Origin of the sequence: Kineococcus sp. G2 (assembly GCF_037154035.1) — a bacterium.
Lineage (GTDB): Bacteria > Actinomycetota > Actinomycetes > Actinomycetales > Kineococcaceae > Kineococcus.
This window is the reverse complement of record NZ_JBBBEM010000064.1, coordinates 1-18,997: the sequence shown is the minus strand read 5'-3', so window position 1 is coordinate 18,997 and position 18,997 is coordinate 1. Positions and strand designations below refer to the sequence as shown.

General features: G+C 76.5%; 15 protein-coding genes. 9 read left to right on the top strand and 6 right to left on the bottom strand.

Features of this window, described 5'->3' with window-relative positions; all coding sequences use genetic code 11:
• Positions 1–18: 18 nt before the first annotated feature.
• Positions 19–1,146 carry a hypothetical protein gene (locus V9U69_RS10625; protein ID WP_337061753.1) on the top strand — a complete coding sequence of 376 codons (1,128 nt, stop codon included), beginning with the start codon at positions 19–21 and terminating at the stop codon, positions 1,144–1,146.
• Here the strand turns inward: V9U69_RS10625 and V9U69_RS10620 are convergent.
• The 3 genes from V9U69_RS10620 to V9U69_RS10610 all read right to left on the bottom strand — a co-directional run bounded on the left by V9U69_RS10620 (position 1,071) and on the right by V9U69_RS10610 (position 4,721).
• A complete protein-coding gene (locus V9U69_RS10620; protein WP_337061751.1) occupies positions 1,071–2,024 on the bottom strand; it encodes a hypothetical protein in 954 nt (317 codons plus the stop codon). The genes V9U69_RS10625 and V9U69_RS10620 overlap by 76 nt on opposite strands.
• Entirely contained in the window at positions 2,021–3,310 is a 1,290-nt protein-coding gene (locus V9U69_RS10615; protein WP_337061750.1) for an RNase A-like domain-containing protein, read from the bottom strand. Before V9U69_RS10615 ends, V9U69_RS10620 begins: the two co-directional genes overlap by 4 nt.
• Before the next feature lie 124 nt (positions 3,311–3,434).
• Positions 3,435–4,721, bottom strand: a complete 1,287-nt coding sequence (locus tag V9U69_RS10610) for an MFS transporter (RefSeq protein WP_337061748.1) — start codon at positions 4,719–4,721, stop codon at positions 3,435–3,437.
• 116 nt (positions 4,722–4,837) lie between these two features.
• Between V9U69_RS10610 and V9U69_RS10605 the strand changes: the two genes are divergently transcribed.
• Both V9U69_RS10605 and V9U69_RS10600 read left to right on the top strand, forming a co-directional pair.
• A complete protein-coding gene (locus V9U69_RS10605) occupies positions 4,838–5,728 on the top strand; it encodes a LysR family transcriptional regulator (protein ID WP_337061746.1) in 891 nt (296 codons plus the stop codon).
• Positions 5,729–5,856: 128 nt separating this feature from the next.
• The gene (locus V9U69_RS10600; protein WP_337061745.1) at positions 5,857–6,864 is read left to right on the top strand and encodes a hypothetical protein; all 1,008 of its coding nucleotides are present in this window, start codon (positions 5,857–5,859) and stop codon (positions 6,862–6,864) included.
• Positions 6,865–6,874: 10 nt separating this feature from the next.
• Here the strand turns inward: V9U69_RS10600 and V9U69_RS10595 are convergent, their stop codons facing one another.
• On the bottom strand, positions 6,875–8,386 hold the full coding sequence (locus tag V9U69_RS10595) for a hypothetical protein (RefSeq protein WP_337061744.1): 1,512 nt from the start codon (positions 8,384–8,386) through the stop codon (positions 6,875–6,877).
• A gap of 191 nt (positions 8,387–8,577) precedes the next feature.
• Here V9U69_RS10595 and V9U69_RS10590 point away from each other — a divergent pair, with 191 nt between their 5' ends.
• Positions 8,578–10,047: a hypothetical protein gene (locus tag V9U69_RS10590; protein ID WP_337061742.1), complete on the top strand. Its 1,470-nt coding sequence runs from the start codon at positions 8,578–8,580 to the stop codon at positions 10,045–10,047.
• 154 nt (positions 10,048–10,201) lie between these two features.
• On the top strand, positions 10,202–11,506 hold the full coding sequence (locus V9U69_RS10585; protein ID WP_337061740.1) for a sensor domain-containing phosphodiesterase: 1,305 nt from the start codon (positions 10,202–10,204) through the stop codon (positions 11,504–11,506).
• A gap of 101 nt (positions 11,507–11,607) precedes the next feature.
• Here V9U69_RS10585 and yicI read toward each other — a convergent pair whose 3' ends face one another.
• Entirely contained in the window at positions 11,608–13,860 is a 2,253-nt protein-coding gene (yicI, locus tag V9U69_RS10580) for an alpha-xylosidase (RefSeq protein ID WP_337061738.1), read from the bottom strand.
• Complete coding sequence (locus V9U69_RS10575) at positions 13,857–15,266, bottom strand: GH1 family beta-glucosidase (RefSeq protein ID WP_337061736.1); 1,410 nt, start codon at positions 15,264–15,266, stop codon at positions 13,857–13,859. The genes yicI and V9U69_RS10575 overlap by 4 nt, the downstream gene beginning before the upstream one ends.
• A 185-nt stretch (positions 15,267–15,451) precedes the next feature.
• Between V9U69_RS10575 and V9U69_RS10570 the strand changes: the two genes are divergently transcribed.
• From V9U69_RS10570 to V9U69_RS10555, 4 genes are all read left to right on the top strand, one after another.
• Entirely contained in the window at positions 15,452–16,345 is an 894-nt protein-coding gene (locus V9U69_RS10570) for a LysR family transcriptional regulator (RefSeq protein ID WP_337061734.1), read from the top strand.
• A gap of 130 nt (positions 16,346–16,475) precedes the next feature.
• Positions 16,476–17,390, top strand: a complete 915-nt coding sequence (gene kdgD / locus V9U69_RS10565) for a 5-dehydro-4-deoxyglucarate dehydratase (protein WP_337061733.1) — start codon at positions 16,476–16,478, stop codon at positions 17,388–17,390.
• 26 nt (positions 17,391–17,416) lie between these two features.
• The gene (locus tag V9U69_RS10560; protein WP_442907724.1) at positions 17,417–18,742 is read left to right on the top strand and encodes an enolase C-terminal domain-like protein; all 1,326 of its coding nucleotides are present in this window, start codon (positions 17,417–17,419) and stop codon (positions 18,740–18,742) included.
• A gap of 28 nt (positions 18,743–18,770) precedes the next feature.
• The coding region (locus tag V9U69_RS10555) for an aldehyde dehydrogenase family protein (protein WP_337061730.1) at positions 18,771–18,997 on the top strand (227 nt) is incomplete at its 3' end.

The window sequence follows — 18,997 nt, the reverse complement described above, 5'->3', positions numbered from 1 at the left end:
GGGACCCACGATGGGCCCATGCTCCCCCGCACCGCCGCCGGCCACCGGGCCGCGACGGCGCCGGTGGGCGTCGTGCACGCGCTGTGGGTGCGGCCGGCGCGGCTGCTGTGGTGGGTGGAGCGCGGCGGTTCCCCCGCCGCGCGGGGCGGGCGGGCACCGCAGGGCGGCACCCACCCGGCGGCCCTGGACGGCGGGCAGCGGGTGGAGCTGCTGCGCTCCGGCCTGGCCGGTGAGGCGCTGCACGCGGTGCTGGCGGGACCGACCCGGTGGGTGCCGGCGCTGGTGCCGGTGCGCGACGGGGTGCCGGTGCCCAGCCCGGACGCGTTCGCGCGCGTGCCGGTGCCGCGCCGGCACCCGGCCCCGGTGGAGCTGGCCGTGGTCCACCTGCCGTGCACGGCACCGGCGCTGGGGGTGAGCGTCGACGCGCTGCGCGGGATGGGCGCCCGCGCCCGCTCCGGCGGCGGGCTGCTCGTGCCGGGGCGGGAGGTGCTGCGCCTGGCCGCGCTGGTGCGCGACCTGGCCGCCTTCGCCGCGGCGGACCCGTCCGGCAGCGCCCCGGGGGTGCGGTGGCGGCGGCGGTGGGCGGCGACGCTGCCCGCGGCGCTGCGCTCGGCCGTGCGACCGGGTGGCGAGCGGCCCGCCGTGGGCGCCCAGCAGGTCGTCGACGACGTGGTCGCCGCCGTCCTGCCCCACCTGCGCCGCGACCGGCTGCCCGTTCCGGCGGCGGCGACGGCCCGGGTGGTGCTGCTGCTGGCCGGTTCGGCCGCCGACGGCTGGTGGGTGGACGTGGCGCTGTCGGTGGGGGGCGCCGCCCCGCTGCGCCTGGGGGAGCTGACCGGTGACCCGCTCGCGCTGGAGGCGCTGCGCGCCGGCCTGGCGCAGGCGGTGCGGGTGTGCCCGTCGCTGCGCTCCGCGGCCCGCGACGGCGCCGACCCGGGCCGGTTGCGGCTGCCGGCGGCGGTGGCCGCCGAGCTGGCCGGGCGGGAGCTGGAGCTGCTGCACGGCGCGGGCGTTGCCCTGCTCGCCCCGCGGGAGGTGCTGGCCGCGCTCGCCGGGGCGCGGCGCCCCCGTCAGCTCCAGTCGAAGCGCTGGATCCGCCAGGCCAGCCACCCCAGCCACCGGCGCAGGTGGGGCGGCTCGGCGTAGCAGCCGAGCGCCTCGACCGCGGCGGGCAGCTCCAGGTCGCTGCGTGCCAGCAGCCGCGGCACCTCCGCGGCCACCCGGTCCAGGAAGGCCACCGGTTCGGCGTCCAGCGCCCGCCGCTCGTTCCAGTCGGGTTCGTCGTCCAGGTCGGCGGCGTTGAACCAGCCGCCGAGGAACGACGTCAGCGCCGGCAGTTCCCACCGCCAGCTCGCGGCGCTCGGGTGCTCCCACGGTTCGCCGGCGTGGACGGCCGCCACCTCCCACGCCGGTGCGGCGTCCGCGGCCTCCAGGCGCTGCAGCACCACCGCGGCGCGCGCGGTCTCCACCCCGGAGGCGACGACGTCGCGCCTGAGCAGCGGCGCCCGCCGCACGGCCTGTCCGACGACGGCACCGACGTCGCCCACCAGGTGCAGGCGGGTGCCGGCGTCCGGGTCCTCCAGCCAGTCGCGCACCTCCTCGCGGTGCCGGGCGGTGAGCACGCGCACCGCGTGCCGCAGCGAGTCCGCGCTCACGGCGGCCGAGTCGCGCACCTTCCACGGGTAGGGCCACTCCGGGACCGCGCCGGGGGACAGGATCGTCGTGGGGTCCTCGACGGCTTCGCGCAGCCGCTCGCCGTACCAGGCCATCCACGCGAGCCAGGAGTTCCCGTCCGGCGGGTCCCAGAGAGCGATGTCCAGGTGGTGGGCGACGGTGCGCATCCTCTCCTCGGTGGTCACACCGGCGGTGGCACGCTCCCAGCGGTCCAGGGACGCGGCGGCGCGTTCGGCACCTCCAGCGGTGAGCTCCCGCTCGATCGCCTCCCGCGGCGAGGTGGTGGCGATCAGGTCCATGTCGTGGCTGAGCGCCCAGAACAGGACCTCGTCCTGCGGGTGGTCGGTCATGCGGGTTTCTCCCTGTCGAGGTACGAGGTGAGGACGTGCGGGGCGCCGTCGGAGTCGCGGCGGAGGACGACGACGGCCTGTTCCGCGGGAACCTGCTGGAACCCGGTGCCGTCCCGGACGAGGACCGTGCCCGCGGAGACGTCGACGGGCACCCGCAGCTCGATGCGCCTGCCTCCGGCGAGCGCCCGGCGCACCTGCGCCTCGTTCTGGCGCAGCGCCTCTGTGATGGTGCGCTCGGCGGTCTCCAGGTCGGCCCACCGGGAAGCGGCGGGTGGGGCCGGGTCCCGGCCGCCGGTCCTGGAGTTCGGCGTCCCCAGCGTCAGCCGCTGCCGCAGGTACTCGTCGTCCACGTCCACGTGCCTCTCCAGGGTGTGCCCGCGCCCGTCCCCCTCGCTGCGCTCGAGGTCGACCCCGGCGAGCATCTCGTCCAGCGTCTGCGGCAGCAGCCTGCCGTCCGCGTCGCGGGGCCGGTCGTCCGGGAGGTGCCCGCCGGGCAGCAGGTCGTCGGCGGCCCGTCCGGCGCCGCGGCCGGCCAGGGCCGCGGCCGCACCGCCGGCCACCGCGCCCCACCGCCCGTCGCGGGCGTCGTCCAGGTGCAGGGCGTCGGTCGCGGTGCCAGCGGGGTCGAGCAGGGCGTCCAGCGCCGCGCCGGGCGCGGCGCGCACGGCGTCGACCCACCCGTGCGGGTCCCACGCCCACCCGGCGACGGCGTACGCGGCGGCGGCGCCCTCGGCCACGACGGTGCGCACGGCGTCCCCGACGTGCTCGCCGGCGGTGCGCGGGCGGCCGGCGACGTCGTCGACGAGGGCGAGGAGCCGCTGCGCCAGGCGCGCGGAGGACTCGTCGTGGTCGGCGACCAGGCGGGTGCGGCTGGCCCGCCAGTGCTCCAGCTCGGAGCGTGCGCCGTGGAAGCCGGCGAGGTCCAGGGAGGGGTCGCGGGTGCGGCGCTCGGCCGCCTCCAGGGCGGCGTCGACGGTGCGCAGGCGCCCGGCGAGCATCCCCAGCTCGGCGGCGTGCTCCTCCACGACGCGGGCACCGGCGGCGGCGGTGCGCGTCAGCAGCTCCAGCTCGCCGGACAGGCGCCGCAGCCGCTCGTCGAAGCCGTCGCGCGCGGGACCCCACCAGCCGTCGCCGCGCCGGGCCGCCTCGACGTCCGCACCCGCGCCCGCCAGCGCACCGGCCACCGACCGCGCCGTGCGCGCCGCGTCGTCCGCCGCCGCCGGCGACAGCACCGACAGCTCCGTCGGAACCCCCGGCACCACCGCCGCACCCACCTGCCCGCCCACCCGCACCTCCCCGGTCGCGGGGAACCTAGGCAGGTGGGGGCGGCCTCAGCGGGTGTCGTCCACAGGTGCGGCCCGGCCCCGGCGCGCGGCGCGCCTGTGGACCCCGCGGCGCACGCGGCGGGGGTCAGGCGGCGAGGGCGGCCTCCCTGCGGCGCGCCCGCACCGGCCGCACCGCCAGGACCGCCGCGACGGCGAGCGCCACGGTCAGCGGCACCAACCCGCACAGGGCCATGCCGGTGCGCACCCCGGCGTGCTCGGTGACCCACCCGATCAGCGGCCCGCCCAGCGGGGTGCCGCCCATGAACACCAGCACGTACAGGCCCATGACGCGCCCGCGGTACTCGCGGTCCACCCACAGCTGCACGGAGGAGTTCGCGATGGCCTGGAACGCCAGGTTCGTGGTGCCCATGACCACGAGGACGGCGACGAACACGCCGAGGTTCGGGGCGAGCGCCGCGGCCGTCTGCGCCACGCCGAACGCGGCGGCGAGCAGGAGGATGGTGCGCAGCCGCGTGCTCGTCCTGCCCCCGGCGACGAGCGCACCGGCGATGGATCCGACGGCCAGGACGATGTTGAACAGCCCGTACAGGCCCGCGTCGCCGTGGAACGTCTCGTCGGCCATGGCGGTGAGGACGACGGGGAAGTTCAGCCCGAACGTGCCGAACACGCCGACGAGCAGGATGGTGAACGCCACGTGGGGGCGCTCGCGGACGTAGCGCAGCGCCGAGCGCAACTGCCCCTTCTCGCGCGGCAGCGGCGGGGTTCGCACGAGTTCGCCAGGGCGCAGGAAGAACCCGAGGGCGACGGTGGGGCCGAGGTAGCACAGGGCGTTGGCGGCGAACGCCCACCCGGTGCCGACGGTGCCGATGAGCAGGCTGGCGAGGGCCGGGCCCACGAGCCGGCTGGTCTGGAACGTGGCGGCGTTCAGCGCGACCGCGTTGCGCAGGTGCTGCGCGGGGACGACCTCCCCGACGAACGCCTGGCGGGTGGGGTTGTCGAGGGCGACGACGAGGCCGCCGGCGAGGGCGAGGAGGTAGACGGCGCCGACGGTGGTGTTCCCGGTGAGGGTGAGCACGGCCAGGGTGGTGGCGACGGCGGCGCTGCAGCCCTGCGTGACGAGCAGGATGGTCCGCTTGGGGTAGCGGTCGGCGATCATCCCGCCGTGCATGCCGAGCAGCAGGATCGGCAGGAACTGCAGGGCCATCGTGATGCCCACCGCGGCGGGGGAACCGGTGAGCTGCAGCACGAGCCAGTCCAGGGCGATGTTCTGCATCCACACGCCGGTGCTGGCCAGGGCCTGCCCGCTGACGTACACGCGGAAGTTGGGCACGCTCAGGGCGGCGAACGTGGCGCCGGTGCGGGGGGGCGGTGCGGCGTCGGGGGACGCTTCGGCTGCGGCCGGCGGTGTCACGATCAGCCCTTCGGGATGCGGTTTCCTGGAACCATCATCACGGGCGGGCCCGTGAGATCGCACGGCGATAGGGTGACTATCAGTCATCACGTGTCGTGATGAGGAGGGAGGCGGTCGTGAGCGTCGTCCGGGGTCCGGGGTTCGACCCGGTGCAGCTGCGCTCGTTCCTCGCCGTGGCGCAGACCCACTCGTTCACGCAGGCCGCCGCCCGCCTGGGGGTGCGCCAGTCCACGGTCAGCCAGCACGTGCGCAAGCTGGAGCTCGCGGCGGCCCGCACGCTGGTGCACCGCGACACGCACTCGGTGGCGATCACCCCGGACGGGGAGGCGATGATCGGTTTCGCCCGGTCCATCCTCGCCGCGCACGAGCGGGCCTCGGCGTACTTCACGGACGAGCGCCCGCGCGGGCGGCTGCGCATCGGCATGTCCGACGACCTGGCGCTGACCCGGCTGCCGCAGATCCTGCGCGACTTCCGCGCCGAGAACCCGCGCGTGGACCTGGAGCTGACGGTCGACCAGTCCGGCACCCTGCACCGCCGGCTGGGCAACGACCGCCTGGACGTCTTCATCGGCAAGCGGCCCCGCGGCTCCGGCGAGGGGCAGCTCGTCAAGCGCGAGCGCCTGGTGTGGGTGGGCAACCCGTCCACGCGCCTGGACCTGTCGCAGCCGGTGCCGCTGGTGGTGTACCCGGCGCCCACGCTCAGCGGCAGCGCCATGCAGGAGGCGCTGGAGCGGGCGGGGCTGGGGTACCGCAGCGCGTGCGTGTGCCGCGGCGTGAACGGCCTCATCGCGGCGGTGGTGGCGGGCATCGGGGTCTCGTGCCTGGCGAGCTCGCTGGTGCCGGTGCAGCTGACGCGGCTGGGTCCGCAGCACCGGCTGCCGGAGCTGGGCCAGATCGACCTGGTGCTGCTGCGCAACCCGCGCACGGCCGACCGCCCGGCGTCGCGGGCGCTGGCGGCGGCGGTGCTCTCCAGCGGCCCCGGCGGCCTGAGCCCGTCGGCGCCGTGACCGCACCCCTCCGGCGTCCCACCCGTCCGGCCCACCCGGCCCGCGGCGGGCGCGCGGGTGCGCCCGCCCCGAACTACGGTCGGGCGCGTGCCCGGCCGCCCCTCGACCCCCCGCCCGCCGTGCGCCGCGTGAGCCGCGCGCTGCGCATGGACCTCGTGCGCAGCGACGAGGGCGCGCGGCACCTGACGACGCTCGTGGTGGCGGCGGTGTCCACGGTGCTGCTGACCCGGTTGCTGCTGGCGCTGACGGGGTACCCGCGCATCGGCGGCGACAGCGACCTGCACGTCGCCCACGTGCTGCCCGGCGGGCTGCTGATGCTGGTGGCGATGGTGCTGCAGTTCGCGTACGTGGGGCGCGGCCCGCGGCCGGTGGCGGCGCTGCTGGGCGGGGTGGGCTTCGGGCTGTTCATCGACGAGGTCGGCAAGTTCGTCACCGCCGACAACGACTACTTCTACGAGCCCGCCGCGGCAATCATGTACGTGGTGCTGGCGGGGCTGGTGGTGGGGGCGCGGCGCTGGCGCGGGCACCGTCCCCTCGACGACGACGAGCGGGTCGCCAACGCCGCGCACGCCCTCGTCGACGGCATCGCCGGGCACCTGACGGCGCGCCAGCGCGCGGAGGCGCTGGACGGGCTGGTGGGTCTGGACGGCGAGTTCGGCGCGCGCGAGCTGCGCGACCTGCTGCAGCGGGTGGGGCCGGCCCCGGTACCGGTGCCGCAGCGCCTGGAGCACGCGTGGGCCGGGGTGGAGCGGCTGTTCGACCGCCTGTCCACGTCCTGGTGGGCGCTGCCGCTGATGGGGGTGTGCCTGCTGCTGCAGGCGGGCGGCGCGGCGCTGGTGGCGACGGGCGCGTGGGTCGCCGGCCGCGGGTTCGGCGTCGCCGGGCTCGGCGTGCTCGCCGGGGCGGGGGCGGCGCTGGTGTTCGCGCTGCTGGGGCTCGCACAGGCCCGCCGGCGGGGGCGGCGGGCGGCGGTGGAGTCGTTCCAGCGCTCGGCGCTGACGTCGTTGCTGGTGACGCAGGTGTTCCTGTTCGCCGCCTCGCAGTTCGCGGCGGTGTCGGGCCTGGTGGTGGACCTGGTGCTGCTGGGGCTGGTGAACGCCGACCTGGACCGGATGCGCTCGCGGCCCGCGCGCTGAACCGCGCGCGTCAGCGCTCCCACAGCTCCACGCGCACCTGCCCGGACTCGGCGGCGAAGGTCCGCGTCCGGCCGGCCCGGGCGGGCTCCACCCAGGAGGCGAACACCTCCTCCCACGGGTCGTTCAGCAGCACCCCCACCAGCCACACCCGCTCGTGCCCGGCGAGGGCGGCGGCCCGCTGGTCGTCGGGCAGGTCGTCGCCGCCGATGGAGACGCTGACGTCGGTGTCGCGCGCCAGCAGCGCATCGTCCAGGGGTGTGCCGGCGGGCAGGTAGTACCGCAGGTGCGGGCGCATCGTGTTGCCGAGCAGGACGACGGCGTCGCCGGGGCGGGCGCGCTCGGCGAGCACGGCGGCGACGGCGGGCACGTCCTCGCTGACGTAGGGGCGCTGGCGGGTCTGCACGAGGTGAGCGGCCTGGCCCAGCGCGACCGCACCCGCGGCGAGGACGGCGACGGCGGCCCGGGCGGAGCCGGTGCCCAGCCGCCGCGCCAGGGCCCCGGCACCGGCGCCGGCGAGCACGGCGAGGGCTGGTGCGGTGGCGGCGGCGTAGCGCTGGGCGAACAGCTGCCCGCCGGCGGCGGAGGCGGCCAGCGCGGCGACGGGGGCGGCGACCCAGGCGAGCAGGAGCAGCAGGACGGCGCGGTCGCGGCGCAGGTGCACCACCGCGGCCGCGCACAGCACGGCGAGGACGAGGACGGCCAGCGCACCGCCGGCGTAGGCGGAGGACAGCCGCAGCGTCTGCCGCAGCAGCGGGAAGTCGTCGGCGATGCGGCCGGGGGCCTGCGAGAACCCCACGGCGAGCATCGCCAGGGTCGTCGCGGCGGCGGGCAGGGACCCCAGCAGTACCCGGCGCCGGGAGGCGCTGCCCGGCAGGGCGAACGCCACCGCGAGCAGCGCCGCGACGGCGGGGGCGCCGGTGATGACGTGCAGGGCGGCGGCGAGCACCGAGCCGGTCACCCACAGCGCGAGCCAGCGCCGGCGCGTGTCCTGCCGGTCGCGCAGCACGCCGTACGCGGTGGCGGCCACGCACGCCAGCACCACCGGGTAGGGGCGCGCCTCCTGGCTGTGGTCGACGACGACGGGGGTGAGGGCGAAGGCGACGCCGGCGACGACGCCGGCGACGGCGCGGGCACCGCCCGGCGAGCCGGCGCGCAGCACCCGTGCGGCGGTCAGGCCCACGAGCGCGGCGGCCAGGACGGTGGCGGCGGCGCCGGGCAGCCGCAGCCACGCCTCGTCGCGGGAGACCTGCACCCACGGGTGCACCAGCGCGTACCAGGGGCCCATGCCGGCGTCGGTGACCCGCAGCCCGCGCAGCAGCACCGCCCAGTCCCGCTCGGCGGTGGCGAGGGTGTAGACCTCGTCGCGCCACAGGGGCTTGGCGTCGTAGCGCCACGCGGTGACCGCGAGGGCGACGGCGGCGGGCACCAGCCACGCCCACGGACCACCGCCGCGCTCCCGCCCGCGCCGCTCCGCCCCGACCGCTTCCACCCGCGCGCGCGTGCTGCCCGTGCTGCCCGCCACCCGTGCCCTCCTCGTCCACCCCGCCGGGCGGCCGTGCGCGCTCCGCCCCGCGGGCAGTACCCGCTGCGGGTCGCCGGGAACCCCGGCCGGGTCACCCGTTCGGCTCAGGTGGCCCGGTGGCGCGTCGATGGGTCGGCGGCCCCGCCCGGGAACCGGGGGGGCGGCACCCGACACCTGCGGAGGGAACGACCTTGGCGTTCGTGCGCGAGTCCCTGCTGGAGCGCGGCCTGGGACGCGGTGCCGTCGGGCTGCTGCGCCTGGTGGCCTTCGGGCAGGTCAGCGGCTCGTCGCTGGCCTCGGCGGGCACCGCGGCGACGGTGGCGCGCGTCCTGGTGCGCTCGGGCCGGGCCGCCGGTCGCCGCGCCGCGGGCTCCGGGGGTGCGCTGCGGCTGCTGCGCCGCGCCGGGCGGCCGCGGGCCCTGGCACCGCGCGCCCTGGCACCGCGGGCGGCGACGTCCCCGGTGCTGTCGGGGACGGTCGTGGAGCGCCCGCGGCGGGTGGACGCACCGGCGTCGCCGGTGTCGCTGGTGGTGGCCGACCGGCCGCGCCAGGGGACGGTGCAGCTGGTCCTGGGGCGCGAGCTCGACGCGGCGGCGGAGTCGCTGGTCGTCGAGGTGCGCCGGGGTGACGGGCCCTGGCGCGCGGCGGGGGCTCCGCAGCCGGTGGCCGGCGCGCGCGACCGGTTCGGCGTGCCGCGCCCGGACGCGCCCGGCCGGTACGCGTACCGGGCGGCCTGCGCCCGGCACGGTGTCGTCTCCGAGGCGTGCGCGGACGCGGTGAACGCCGTCGTCGTGCCTCCGGCCCCGCCCGCCTCCCTCACCGTGCACGACGACGCCGCCGCCGGTGTGGTCGTGCTGGACCTGGGGCGTGAGCTGGACCGCGGCAGCGAGTCGGCGTCCGTGGAGGTGCGCCGGGACGGCGGCGCGTGGGTGCCGGTGCCGGCCGCCGCGGTCGCGGGTGCGGCCGGGGCGTCGCTGGTCGAGGTGGCCCGCCCGCTCGAACCCGGTGCGTACGCCTACCGCGCGGCCGTGGTCGCGGGGGGTGCCGCGTCACCGGTGCGCACGGACCGCACCCGGGTGCTCGTCGCCCCGGCCCCCCTGCGGGGCCTGCGCGTGGAGGACCTGCCCGGGCAGTCGCTGGTGCGGCTGGTGCCGGGCCGCGCCGTCGACCTCGGGCGCGAGGAGCTGGTCGTGGAGGTGCGCCGCGGCCGGGCGGCGTGGGCGCCGGTGCCGGTGACCGCGACGGGCGAGGTGGTTTCCGTGGTGGTGCCGCGACCGGCCGCCGCGGGCTCGTACACGTACCGGGTGAGCGTGCGGGTGGCGGGCGCCTGCTCGGACAAGCCCACCGCCACCGACGCCAAGGTCGTGGTGGCACCGCGCCCGCCGGGGTCGCTGAAGCTGCGCAGCCCGCGCGCGGGCGCGGTGGAGCTGCTGCTGCACCCCGCCCCGGTGGAGGGGGAGGCCGTGGTCTTCGAGGTGCGGCGCGGTGCGGGGGCGTGGCGGGCGGTCAGCCCGGCACCGGTGCCCGACGCCGGGGACGCGGCCCGCTTCAGCGCGGCGAGCCCGGCGGCGCCGGGGCGCTACGCGTACCGGGTGGCGGTGCGCGCGTTCGGCGCGACGTCGGTCCCGGTGGAGGCGGAGACGGACTTCACCGTGCGCTGACGTCCTCTCGGTGCCCCGGAGACACGAGTTCTCGTGACGGAGCGATTACTCACAGGCACACTGGTGCTCGCGCCGCCGCCGGAGGGACCGGGGGCACCGGTCCGCGCACCACCGCGCGGCCCGGCGCGCAGACGCACGTCCCCGAGGAGGTCGCGTGGGCAGCCCACCACCGCACCGCACCGCGGAGGCCCCCGGTGAGGGCCCGGAGGTGCAGCGGCTGCTGGACCTGGCGCGCGCCCACCTCGGCATGGACATCGGGTGGGTCTCGCACTTCACGGAGGACCGTCAGCGGATCAGCGCGCTCAGCGGTGACGGGGCGAGCATGCACGTCGCGGTGGGCGACGCCCCGCCGCTGCAGGAGTCGTTCTGCGTGCGCGTGCTCGCCGGCAACCTGCCTCCCGTCGTCCCGGACGCCCGCCGCGACCCGCGCACCCGCGACCTGGCCGTCACGGCGCGGATGGGCATCGGCTCCTACGTGGGCGCTCCCCTGCACGACGCGGCGGGCGAGGTCCTGGGGATGCTGTGCTGCCTCAGCCGTTCGCCGGACCCGCGCCTGGGCCGGGACGCCGCCCGCTACCTGGACCTGGTCGCCGACCTGATCAGCGACCACCTCAGCAGCCCCGGTGCGCTGCAGCGCCACGCGGAGGCGCGCACCCGCCGGGAGGTGCAGCACGTCCTGGACACCGGCGAGGTGGATGTCGTCTTCCAGCCGGCGGTGCGCCTGGCCGACGGCACCGTCGTCGGTCACGAGGCGCTGGCGCGGTTCCGCTCCCCCGCCTTCCCCCGCCCCGACCTGGCGTTCGCCGCGGCCACCCGGGTGGGGCTGGGGGTCCCGCTGGAGCTGCTGGCGGTGCGCGCCGCGCTGGGCCGGCTGGAGCGCGTGCCGGCGGGCACGGCCCTGAGCGTGAACCTCTGCGCCGAGGCCCTGCAGGACGCGGAGGTGCAGGGGGTCCTGCTGCGGCACGCCGCCGAGGCCACCGGCGGCCGGGTGGTCGTCGTCGAGGTCACCGAGCACACCCAGGTCACCGATTACCCGGCCCTCGTGGCGGTGGCGCGGCGGCTGCGCGCCGGCGGGGTGCGCCTGGCCGTCGACGACGCCGGCGCCGGGTACGCCAGCTTCCAGCACGTCCTGCAGCTGCGCCCGGACGTCATCAAGGTCGACGCCAGCCTGGTGCGGGGGGTCGACGTGGACCCGGTGCGCCGCACCCTGATCCGCTCCCTGGTGGAGTTCGCCGCGGACCTGGGCGCCACGCTGCTGGCGGAGGGCGTGGAGCAGCGGGCGGAGTCGGAGGTGCTGCGGCAGCTGGGCGTGGCGCTCGGGCAGGGGTTCCTGTACGCGCGCCCCGGGCCGCTGCCCTCGCCCGGCGGGGGCGCGGCCGCGCGGGAGCGCACGGTCGTGCTGCCGGGCCCGGAGCACACCCGCCCGCCGGCCCAGCACCGCTCCCCCCGCCCCCGCTGACGGCCCCCCTCCCCACCCACCCCCCGACCCCTCGGTGATCGAGGAAGTTGCCACTTCCTTGATCACCGAGGGGGTGGGGCGGGGCCGCGGGCCCGCGGGGGTCAGCCGCGGGCGACCTCGGTGCGCTCGGTGCCGCGCACGACGAGGGCCCGCCACGGCTTCGCGGTGTCCGCCCGCACGCCGGGCACGCCGTCGCGCCAGGTGGTGGTGAACGTCGCCGCGACCGCGCCGGTGGTGTCCGGGACCGCGGTGGTCACGGTGGTGTCCCCCGCCGGCGGGAACAGCAGCAGCTCCACGCCGTCGGCGTAGTCGTAGTCGGGCCGGTCGGCGACCGCCCCCCACGCCAGCACCGCACCGGGCCGCACCAGCAGGGGCAGGCTGTCCGGAGCGTGCGTCTCGGTGCGCCAGCACGGCCCCTGCACGACCTCGCCGGTCAGCAGGTGCGTCCACGCGCCCTCCGGCACGTAGTACGTCACCTCCCCGTTCGCCGACATCACCGGCGCCACGAGCAGGTCGGGGCCCAGCAGGTACTGCCGGTCCAGGAACGCCGCGGTCGGGTCGTGCGGGAACTCCAGCAGCACCGGGCGCATGACGGGCGTGCCGCTCTCGTGCGCCTCGACGGCCGCGGCGTACAGGTACGGCATGAGCCGCATCTTCAGCCGCGCGTAGTCGCGGGCGGCGCGCACCGCGGTCTCGCCGAACGCCCACGGCACCCGGTACGAGGAACTGCCGTGCAGGCGGCTGTGCGAGGACAGCAGCCCGAACGCCAGCCACCGGGTGAACAGGTCGTCGTCGGGCTTGCCCTCGAACCCGCCGATGTCGTGGCTCCAGAACCCGAAACCCGACAGGCCCAGCGACAGCCCGCCGCGCAGGCTCTCCGCCATCGAGGGGTAGGTGGAGTCGCAGTCGCCGCCCCAGTGCACCGGGAACTGCTGACCGCCGGCGGTCGCGGACCTGGCGAACAGGACGGCCTCACCGCGGCCGCGGACCTCCTGGAGCAGTTCGAAGACGGTGCGGTTGTACAGCTGCGCGAAGTGGTTGTGCAGCTTCTCCGGGTCGGAACCGTCGAACGGCACCACGTCCAGCGGGATGCGCTCGCCGAAGTCGGTCTTCAGGCAGTCCACCCCGGAGGCCAGCAGGGGCCGCAGGCAGTCCGCGTACCAGGCGCGGGCGTCGGGGTTGGTGAAGTCCACCACGCCCATGCCGGGTTGCCACAGGTCCCACTGCCACACCGAGCCGTCCGCGCGGCGCAGCAGGTACCCCGCCTCCGCGGCGGGCCGGAACAGCGGGGACGCCTGCCCGATGTAGGGGTTGATCCAGGCGCTGACGTGCAGGTCCCGCTCGTGCAGGCGCTTGAGCATCCCCTCCGGGTCGCCGAACACCTCCGGGTCCCACTCGAAGTCGCACCACTGGTACTCGCACATCCAGAAGCAGTCGAAGTGGAACACGCTGAGCGGGATGTCCCGCTCGGCCATCCCGTCGATGAACGAGGTGATGGTCTCCTCGTCGTAGTCGGTGGTGAACGACGTCGACAGCCACAGCCCGAACGACCACGCCGGCGGCAGCGCGGGGCGGCCGGTGAGGGCGGTGTACTTGGCCAGGACCTCCTTGGGGGTGGGGCCGTAGACCACCAGGTACTCCAGCTCCTGGTCGCGCACGCTGGCCTGCACGGTGCTGACGCTCTCGGAGCCGACCTCGAAGGAGACCTTCCCGGTGTGGTTGACGAACACCCCGTACCCGGCGTCGGACAGGTAGAACGGCACGTTCTTGTACGCCTGCTCGGTGGCGGTGCCGCCGTCGGCCTGCCAGACGTCGACGACCTGCCCGTTCTTGACGAACGGCGTGAACCGCTCGCCGAACCCGTAGACGTGCTCGCCGACACCGAGGTCGAGCTGGACGACGGTGTGGTGCTCGCCGTCGTCGGTGGTGACGATGCCGGTGCCCTTGGCGCCGGCGCTGGTCAGCGCCCGGCCGTCCCCGGTGAACCGCAGCGCGAAGGGGACCTCGGGGTCGGTGTCCAGCTCCAGGGCCAGGCGCCCGGAGACCAGCCGCACGAGGGACCCGTCGCGCTCGGTGCGACCCGGGCTGACGTCGGCGGTGCTCAGCTCGAAGTCGGGGCCGCGGCGCGCCCCGCCGGCGAAGTGGGTGGTGCGCACGGCGATGACGTCCTCGGCGGGGGCGGACCAGTCGAGGGTGAGCACCGGGCCCTTGAGGGTGTCGCCGCGGTGCCGGATGCGCTGCACGGGCGCGACGACGCGCACCGTGGACTCCCCGGTCTCCACGCGCCGGGCGTGCGCGGCCCACTGCGGGTGCATCCCGGGACGGGAGAGCCAGTAGCCGTCGGAGAACTTCACGCCGACCCCTCCGCCGCGTCCGTGCGGGCGGCGCGCTGCGCCGCGGTGAGCCGCTGGAACCAGCGGTAGCTGTCCTTGGGGGTGCGCACCTGCGTGTCGTAGTCGACGTGCACGATCCCGAAGCGCTGGTCGTAGCCGAACGCCCACTCGAAGTTGTCCATGAGGGACCACACGTAGTACCCGCGCACGTCGGCGCCCTTCGCCACCTGCTCGGCGACGGCGGCGAGGTGGCCGGCGAGGTACTCCACCCGGTCGCTGTCGTGCACGACGCCGTCCTCGCCGACGGCGTCGGCCTCCGCCGAGCCGTTCTCGGTGATCCAGATCGGCGGGCAGTCCGGGTAGCGCTCGGTGACCTCGGCGATCAGGCGGCCCAGGGAGGGCGGGTCGACGGGCCAGCCCATGGTGGTGCGCCGCAGGTGCGGCAGTTCCACCTGGCGGGTGCCGACGTCCATCGCGGTGCGCTTCGCCGGGTCGGGTTCGGCGTGCGGGGCGTCGGCGATCACGGCGGGCGTGTAGTAGTTGATGCCGAGGAAGTCGACGGGCGCGCCGATGACGTCCAGGTCGCCGTCGCGGCGGTAGGAGCCGTCGGCGAGCTCGCCCCAGGTGGCGCGCTCGGACTCGGGGTAGCGCCCGGCCAGGAGCGGTTCGGTCCACACGAGGTTGTGGTGGGTCAGGGCGCGCAGCGCGGCGGCGCGGTCGGCCTCGGAGTCGCTGGCGGGGGTGACCTGGTCCAGGTTCAGGGTGATGCCGACCTCGCGGGCGCCGGCTTCGCGCAGCTGCGCCACGGCCAGGCCGTGCCCGAGCAGCAGGTGGTGGGCGGCGGCCAGCGCGGGCGTGCCCTCCTGCGCGCCGGGCGCGTGGTGGCCGTTCGCGTACCCGAGGAACGCCGCGCACCAGGGTTCGTTGAGGGTGATCCAGCGGGTGACGCGGTCGCCGAGGGCGTCGGCGACGAGGCGGGAGTACTCCGCGAACCGGTGCGCGGTGTCGCGGGTGCGCCAGCCGCCGACGTCCTCCAGCTCCTGCGGCAGGTCCCAGTGGTAGAGCGTCACGGCCGGGTCGATGCCGCGGGAGAGCAGCTCGTCGACGAGGCGGTCGTAGAAGCCGATGCCCGCGGGGTTGACCGGGCCGCGACCGCCGGGCTGCACGCGCGGCCAGGCGACGGAGAAGCGGTAGGAGTCCACGCCGAGGTCGGCGAGCAGCGCGACGTCGTCGCGGTAGCGGTGGTAGTGGTCGCAGGCCACGTCGCCGGTGGCGCCGCCGAGGGTCTTGCCGGGGGTGCGGCTGAAGGTGTCCCAGATGGAGGCGGTGCGCCCGTCCTCGGCGACGGCGCCCTCGATCTGGTAGCTGGCCGTCGCCGCGCCCAGCACGAAGCCGGGCGGGAACGTCGGGAGGTCGGGGGTCGGCACGGGGGTCCTCCTGGGGCGCGGTGGTCGGCGGCGACGCCACCGGGGCCCCGCCACAACCTCGTCGAAGCGCTTCGACGGGCTCGACCACGACGCTAGGTCCCCCTGCGCCCCCGGTCAAGGAGGTCGCCGGAACCACCCCACCACGGGACGGCTGCCCGTGCGACGACGGGCGGTACCGTCCCGGCATGGCGATGACGCTGGACCAGCTGCGCGGCTTCGTCGCGGTCGCCGAGGAGCTGCACTTCGGCCGCGCCGCCGAACGGCTGCGCATGACCCAGCCGCCGCTGAGCCGGCAGGTGCAGAAGCTGGAGCGGGCCGTGGGGGCGCAGCTGCTGGAGCGCGACAACCGGCGGGTGGCGCTGACCGCGGCGGGCGCCGCGTTCCTGGAGGAGGCGCGCCGCCTGCTGGCCCTGGCGGAGTCCGCCCCGGTGACCGCGCGGCGCGTCTCCTCCGGCGCGCGCGGTCTGGTGCGCATCGGCTTCACCGCCGCGGCGGCCTACGGGCCGCTGGGCGAGCTGCTGAACACCCTGGGGCGCGAGCTGCCCGAGGTGGACCTGGACCTGCGCGAGACGGTCTCCAGGACCCAGCGCGACGCCCTGCGGCACGGCGACCTGGACCTGGGGCTGGTCCGCCCGCCCGTCGACGAGGACGAGTTCGGCTCCCGCTGCCTGCACCGCGAGCACATGCTCGTCGCGGTGCCCGCCGGGCACCGGCTGACCACCCTCGGCCGGCCGGTGGGGGGCCGGGACCTGGCGGACGAGCCGGTGATCATGTACTCCCCCACCGAGGCGCGCTACTTCTACGACCTCGTCGTCTCCTCGCTGCCCGTGGTGCACGGCAACGTGGTGCACACCGTCGGGCAGGTGCTGACGATGCTGTGGCTGGTGGCCGCCGGGCGCGGGCTGGCGTTCGTGCCGGCGTCGGCGGCCCGCCTGGGGGTCCCGGGGGTGCAGCACGTCCCGCTGGCCACGCCGGAGCCGGAACCGGTCGAGCTGCACCTGCTGTGGTCCCGCGGGTCGCGCAACCCCGCGCTGCGCCGGGCCCTGGAGGTGGTCGGAGCCCTGGACCCCCTGCGGTGATGCCCGCCGGGCATCCCGCGATGCGAAGAGAGTCCTGGACGGGCATCGACCCGCTTCCTACGGTGGTGGTGCCCGTCGCCGGAGACGCCCGATCCCGCGTCCGCGCCGCCACCGACCCGAGGACCCCGCCATGCCGCAGCTCGACCCCGCAGACCTCGCCGCCCGCCTGGGTTCGGGGTTGCTGTCCTTCCCCGTCACCCACTTCGACGACGAGCTGCGCTTCGACGAGGCCCGGTACCGCGAGCACCTCGCCTGGCAGGCGTCCTTCGGCGTGGCCGGGCTGTTCGCCGGCGGCGGCACCGGCGAGGGCTTCTCCCTGACCTCCGCCGAGCACGAGCGCGTCGTGCGCGTCGCCGTGGAGGAGATCGGCGGGAAGGTCCCCGTGGTGGCCTCCGCCACCGGCGGCACCGCCCAGGCCGTCGAGCAGGTCCGGGCCGCCGAGGCCGCCGGCGCCGACGGGATCCTCCTGCTGCCGCCGTACCTCACCGAGGCCAGCCAGGCCGGGCTCGTCGAGCACGTCACCGCCGTGTGCGCCGCGACGAACCTCGGCGTCATCGCCTACAGCCGCGCCAACGCCGTCCTGGAGGACGTCACCGTCGAGCAGGTCGCCGACCGCAACCCGAACCTCATCGGGCTCAAGGACGGCGTCGGCAACATCGAGCGGATGACCCGCACCTACGCCCGGCTCGGCGAGCGCCTGCTGTACGTGGGCGGCCTGCCCACCGCGGAGACGTTCGCGCTGCCGCTGCTGCAGCTGGGCGTCACCACCTACTCCTCGGCGATGTACAACTTCGTGCCCGAGTTCGCGCTGGAGTTCTTCGCCGCCGTGCGCGCCCAGGACCGCGCGAAGGTCTACCGGATGCTCAACGACTTCGTGATCCCCTACCTGGACATCCGGGACCGGCAGAAGGGCTACGCCGTCTCCATCGTCAAGGCCGGCCTGACCGCCGTGGGCCGCGACGGGGGCCGGGTGCGCCCGCCGCTGACCGACCTGCGCCCGTCCGAGCTGGCGGAGCTGACGGCCCTCGTCGAGAAGGTCCGCTGAGCGTGCCCCTCGAGCAGGACCTGCCCGTGCGCACCCCCACCGTCACCGCCGTCGAGGTGGTCCCGGTCGCCGGGCACGACAGCGCGCTGCTGAACCTGTCCGGCGCCCACGCCCCGCACTTCACCCGCAACATCACGATCCTCACCGACAGCTCCGGGAACACCGGCCTGGGCGAGGTCCCCGGCGGTGAGGCGATCCGCCGCACCATCGCCGAGGCCGGGGAGCTGCTGATCGGGCAGCCGATCGCCCAGTACGCGCGGCTGCTGGCGCGCGTGCAGCGCGAGTTCGCCGACCGCGACAGCACCGGCCGCGGACTGCAGACGTTCGACCTGCGCACCACCGTGCACGCCGTCACGGCCCTGGAGTCCGCGCTGCTGGACCTGCTCGGCCAGCACCTCGGCGTCCCGGTGGCCGAGCTGCTCGGCGAGGGGCAGCAGCGCGAGACCGTCCCGATGCTCGGCTACCTGTTCTACGTCGCCGACGCGGAGGCCACCGGCCTGCCGTACGTCACCGAACCCGACCCGGCCGACGACTGGGAGCGGCTGCGCCGCCGCCCGGCGCTGACCCCCGAGGCGGTCGTCGCGCTCGCCGAGGCCGCGCAGCAGCGGTACGGGTTCAGCGACTTCAAGCTCAAGGGCGGGGTGTTCCCCGGCGAGCAGGAGGCCGAGGCCGTGCGGGCGCTGGCCCGGCGGTTCCCGCAGGCGCGCATCACGCTGGACCCCAACGGCGCCTGGCTGCTGGACGAGGCCGTCGCCCTGGGCCGCGAGCTCACCGACGTCCTCGCCTACGCGGAGGACCCCTGCGGCGCCGAGGGCGGTTTCTCCGGCCGCGAGACGATGGCGGAGTTCCGCCGCCGCACCGGGCTGATGACCGCCACCAACATGATCGCCACCGACTGGCGGCAGATGGCGCACGCCGTGCGGTCCAACGCCGTCGACATCCCCCTGGCGGACCCGCACTTCTGGACCATGCGCGGCTCGGTGCGCGTAGCGCAGCTGTGCGACGACTTCGGCCTGACGTGGGGCTCGCACTCCAACAACCACTTCGACGTCTCCCTGGCGATGTTCACCCACGTCGGCGCCGCCGCACCGGGGTCGATCACCGCCCTGGACACCCACTGGATCTGGCAGGACGGCCAGGGACTGACCACCGAGCCGCTGCGCATCGTCGACGGTGCGATCGAGGTCCCCCGCCGCCCCGGCCTGGGCGTCGAGCTGGACCGCGACGCCCTGGAGGCCGCCCACGAGCTGTACGTCGAGCACGGCCTGGGCGCCCGCGACGACGCCGCGGCGATGAGAACGATCGTGCCCGACTGGACGTTCGACCCCAAGCGCCCCGCGCTGCAGCGCTGACCACCCGAGCACTTCAGGAGGAACCCCCGTGACCGACGTCGTCAGCACCGACCCGCGCACCGGAGCGGCCGTGGAGACCGTGGCCGCCGAGACGAGCTCGCAGGAGGTCGCGGCCCTCTGCGAGGCGGCGCTGGGCGCCGCCGGCGCCCTGGAGGAGATGGGCCGCGAGCGCCGCGCCGCGCTGCTCGACGCCCTCGCCGACGCCCTGGACGCGCGCCGCGAGGACGTCGTCGCCCTCGCCGACCGCGAGACCGC

Excerpts from the sequence above, each read along its gene's own strand:
- V9U69_RS10625 (WP_337061753.1), top strand. The coding sequence starts at position 19 with ATGCTCCCCCGCACCGCCGCCGGCCACCGGGCCGCGACGGCGCCGGTG.
- V9U69_RS10620 (WP_337061751.1), bottom strand. The coding sequence starts at position 2,024 with ATGACCGACCACCCGCAGGACGAGGTCCTGTTCTGGGCGCTCAGCCAC.
- V9U69_RS10570 (WP_337061734.1), top strand. The coding sequence starts at position 15,452 with ATGGCGATGACGCTGGACCAGCTGCGCGGCTTCGTCGCGGTCGCCGAG.
- kdgD (WP_337061733.1), top strand. The coding sequence starts at position 16,476 with ATGCCGCAGCTCGACCCCGCAGACCTCGCCGCCCGCCTGGGTTCGGGG.